Raw genomic sequence first — 4,697 nt, 5'->3', positions numbered from 1 at the left:
TGGGGGCAGGGTGTAGGGTGTAGGGTGTGGGGTGTGGGGTGTAGGGTTTTACCGATTTTGAGGGGGTCAATTACCTAATTTTCAGGAAAAAAGTCCTGGAATTTTCCCCCCAATCACTCCCCTATCCATTACTTTTTGATGGCCAAAAGGTCTAAAAGTTTTACCCAACAAGGTTTTTAGATTTATTCAGCAAACCCTATTTAGATAATTTTGATGGGCAAAAATTGCTATTAACTACCCGGAGGGGGAATTACAGGAATTTCGATCCCGTCCGGCGCTAAGGGGGGAGGTGTGGGAGTTAATCTTGGCTGGTCAGCAGGTTCAGGTGTACTAACTAAGGGAATATTTTCCAGCACGGGAAGACGGGGAGTGATGGGTTGGGAAAACATCGCTTGAATTGCCGCTTTTCTGGTTTCTGGAGGTTCCAAAGCTTGCTGCCAGAGACTTTCATAAAAGAAGAAAATCACCCCTAAACCCCGTTGACGAGCAGCCAATACCTTTTCTTCAATAAAGGGTAGGGCAATCGGTCGATTGCGTAAACCGGTCAAAACTCCCACACCGGTGGGGATAGTTTGCTGGGTTTCCTGAATTTCGGGACGCTCTATTTGCTTGAGAAAACTGGGCAGATCGGGACGATAAACCTGTACAATTAACTCGTCGACTAATCCTTGCCGCACCCAACCGAGCCAATCCTGTAAATGACCATTATAGGCGAATTCGTAGGGATTAGGGGCGATCGAAAGCAGTATATTCGGTTTAATTGCCTCAATTGATTCTTTGAGATTAGCCAGAAAAGCGGTGATTTTATCGGCCCGCCATTTTGTCCATTCGGGATCCCGGGGGTTAGCCGGGGGAGTTTTTTCGGTTTCCTGTTGATAAAGAGCGATAGTATAGGGATCATAGCCGAATTCGTTGGGCAAACTCAGATGATCGTCGAATTGGATGCCGTTAATATCGTATTGTCCCACCACTTCCAAGACTAACTCCCGCAGAAAATTCTGCACCTCGGGACGGAAAGGATTCAACCACACCACCTCACCGGCTGCCCCTACCCAAGTGGTCCCTCCGTCGCGTTTTTGGGTTAACCAGTCCTGATGTTTTAAGGCTAATTCTGAGGTGGGAGGGGCCATAAATCCGAATTCAAACCAAGGAATGACCAATAATCCCCTTCCACGGGTTTGTTCCACCAATTCTGCTAAGATATCTTGTCCCTGCGCTCCCGTAGGCACAAAAGGCTGTATTCCTTCCCGTTGAGCGATCGCGCTAGGATAGAGAGCATAACCGGAATTCCAAACCACGGGATAGATAGCATTAAAATTAAGATTAACTAATTGCTCGATCGCCTGTTGTCGTTTATCCCTATCCATCAGCATCGCAGTATCGTTGGTAGTGATCCAAACACCGCGGATATCGCCATCCCGACTTTGAGAGAAAGCAGCAGAAAAATAGCCTAATAGTAGGACTATTAGAAAAGATGCTAAGAATAGTAGTATGGGTAGCTTTTTAAGAATTTGCCGCCAAATGCTGGTCGGAATTAGAAAAGTCATTTCGTTAAAGGTGAAGATTAACGCTTTTAACTGGTTATGATAACAGCTTTGCTCAACTCTTTCAGGCTAGATTGACCCAAAATATATATTTGCCTATTTCTTCCCTCGCCACAATTGACCTTGAGGATAGAAATAATCAAGACGAATATCGAATTGATCTAGGGCCAGTAATAACCGATTGGAAGGACGAAAAAGAAATAAGTTGACGCAGGGAATTTCTAGGACTTCTTTTAACTTATCGGTATCGGGGTTAGTGGTAGTCAGAAAGTATTGTACATCAGCATTAAGACGATAATTAAGGGAAAGCAAATCACCTAAGTTAGTCCAGTCATTACCTTCGTCGCTGATAATAATGGCATTGGGTACAGCATTGATTTTTCTGGCAACTTCGCCATTCCAATAACTAGGAACTTTTGCCCAAGTAGTTTCGGAAAGAGCATTATTGAAGTTCGGTATTATACTAGCACTTAACAAAAAAGTCAAGATATTTTTACCTAAAATTTTGCCTTGATTAAGCAATTGTGACAAGAAAAAAGCCGCAGTTATATAGATAGTAGGAAAGGTCGCAATTAGATAACGGGTGACAGTCGATCTAGTGGTAGTCAAAATTAGATCGGGAATGACTAAAGCTAGGAAAGGTCCTAGGGTTGAGGTAATCAGAAAAGTAAAAAATATCGGGTTATTGTAGCGATAAACTCGATAAAAAGCATAGATAATTAAGATTAAAAAAATCATTCTATATATATAGGTGAAGATGTTATTAAAAACAAAATCGCTATCGCTAAATAGAGAAGTAAAAGTTAAGAGCCATAATTTACCGAACAATCCCCAATCGAGATAGTTAACGACAGCCCAACTGGTGGAGTTAAAGGCCCTTTGAGAGTTAGTTAAAAAAAACTGTAACCAGGGTATATATAAAATCATCATTGTTAACCCAGATAACAGGAAAAATATCAAGTTATTTTTTCGCTCTGGTTTCATAACAAGATACCAAAGTATAAAGGCTGCTTGAGCAAATAATTTGAGAATAAAAAAGAGATGGGTGTAGAGTCCGAGAGTATTAGCGAGGGTGTATAAAGACCAATTAACAAGAGTTCTTTTTTTGAGGCATTTTAACAGCAGCAATTGACTAATTATCGTTAACAAAACCAAAAGACTATACTGACGGGACATTTGAGCAAATATTATATCAACTGGAGACAGTCCTAATAAAATTACTGCTAAAATTGCCGTTAACTTTGCTGCAAATAATTCTAGGGATAGATAGTAAATAAATGGGAGAGAGAGAAGACTAAAAACAATCGCTAAACTGCGGGAAGAAACGGGAGAAAGACCGAATATTTTTTCCCAATAGCGAGAGATAATAAAGTATAAAGGTGGGTGTTGAGGGTCTTCTTTAGCGAGAGATTTTATTGTATCAAAAACATTACTTTCGGGTTTCAGTTGTTGAAATTTTCCTAATTCTGTGGTAGATAAAAGACGGTTTTGAAAGATAGTATCAGCGATTTCCTTTGCTTGATAACCAGTGGTTCTAATGGTGGTGTAGGATTCATCATGCCAATAGATTTTTTTATCGATATTTGCGAAACGAAAAACCACACCGAGAGTTAGGATAATTGCCAAAAGTATTAAGAGCCAATTGGGAGTTTTATAATTAATATTTGCTTTCATTTTAATAATTAGAGCGACTTTGTTTAAGATTCAGAAACTTGGTAAATTCTGGTTGAAAAAGTAGCTTAATTGTGCCGGTGGGACCGTTACGGTGTTTAGTAATAATTACTTCGGCCACACCTCGATCGGGACTATCGGGGTTATAATATTCATCTCGGTATAACATCATAATTAAATCCGCATCCTGTTCGATCGATCCTGACTCGCGTAAATCGGACATCATCGGTCTTTTATTATTGCGAGATTCCACAGCGCGACTTAACTGAGAAAGAGCAATTACTGGAGCATGAATTTCTCTCGCTAAACCCTTAAGACTGCGGGTAATTTTAGAAAGTTCCTGAACACGATTATCACCTCCCCCTTCCATTAATTGCAGATAATCGATTAAAACTAATCCCATTTGCCCCTTTTTTTCGGCCTGTAAACGCCGCACTTGGGAACGCATTTGAATTACACTTAAATTGGCACTATCATCGATATATATGGGCAAATTTAATAACTTTTCTAGTCCCCCAAGAACCTTCTCTAAATCATTTTGTCCCAAACGGCCCGAGCGAATCCGATTACTTTCGATTTTAGCCTCATTCGATAACAAACGTTGGGCTAATTGTTCCTTGGACATCTCCAAACTAAAGACAGCCACAGGTAAATTCTGTTGAGCGATATTATAGGCAATATTAAGAGCAAAAGAAGTTTTTCCCATGGAAGGCCTACCCGCGATAATAACTAAATCCGAGGGTTGTAAACCACTGGTCATCGCATCGAGATCATAAAATTGAGTTTCGATACCAGGTAGAGTGGTCGTCTCCTGCATTTTCTCAATTTCGTTAAAAGTTTCAATTAAAGTATCCCCCAGAAAAATTAAACCCTCCTGGGGTCGTTTTTGGGTGAGACGAAAAATCTTTTGTTCCGATTCATCGAAAACATTTTCTAATTCTAGCGTCGTATCCCTGGCTAACTCAATAATTTCTCCCCCGGTGGAAATTAACTGACGACGCATATATTTATCCATCACTAATTCAGCATAGCGATCGATGTTGGCAGCCGAGACAGTGCGCTCAATTAATTGTAACAATCGCGGCATTCCCCCGATTTCTTCCAGCAGATAATTATCCTGTAACCAGCTGCTAACCGTCATTAAATCCGTCGGTTTTCCTTTCCCTTGTAAAGCAAGCGCCGCACGATAAATATCTTGATGGGTTTTCACATAGAAAGCTTCTGGAATTAAAAAATCACTGATTCTACCTAACGCTTTTGGATCTAGCAAAATACCACCTAAGATAGATTCTTCCGCTTCAATATTTTGGGGGGGGAGGGATTGATCGCTAATCATTGTCAATGCTGACTGTGCTTTATCATTAATTATAGTCATTCACCCTAATTAAATACAAATGTTCAGGTTAATGATCGGGGTTGGGTTTTGGGGTTTTAGGGTTTTGGGGTTTTAGTTGAAATTCCCCATTTTCCCAACCCCCGCTC

At 40.5% G+C, this 4,697-nt stretch carries 3 protein-coding genes; all 3 read right to left on the bottom strand.

From position 1 onward, the window contains the following. Positions 1–230: 230 nt before the first annotated feature. The 3 genes from PX636_RS20470 to dnaB all read right to left on the bottom strand — a co-directional run bounded on the left by PX636_RS20470 (position 231) and on the right by dnaB (position 4,551). A complete protein-coding gene (locus PX636_RS20470; protein WP_288118569.1) occupies positions 231–1,547 on the bottom strand; it encodes a family 10 glycosylhydrolase in 1,317 nt (438 codons plus the stop codon). Positions 1,548–1,640: 93 nt separating this feature from the next. Further along, the gene (locus tag PX636_RS20465; RefSeq protein WP_288118567.1) at positions 1,641–3,218 is read right to left on the bottom strand and encodes a glycosyltransferase family 39 protein; all 1,578 of its coding nucleotides are present in this window, start codon (positions 3,216–3,218) and stop codon (positions 1,641–1,643) included. Position 3,219: 1 nt separating this feature from the next. Further along, complete coding sequence (gene dnaB, locus PX636_RS20460) at positions 3,220–4,551, bottom strand: replicative DNA helicase (protein WP_079208108.1); 1,332 nt, start codon at positions 4,549–4,551, stop codon at positions 3,220–3,222. Between the last annotated feature and the right edge of the window lie 146 nt (positions 4,552–4,697).

The sequence above is a fragment of the Microcystis sp. M53598_WE2 genome, assembly GCF_030067735.1.
Classification (GTDB): domain Bacteria; phylum Cyanobacteriota; class Cyanobacteriia; order Cyanobacteriales; family Microcystaceae; genus Microcystis; species Microcystis aeruginosa.
This window is presented reverse-complemented; position numbering and strand designations above follow the sequence as displayed.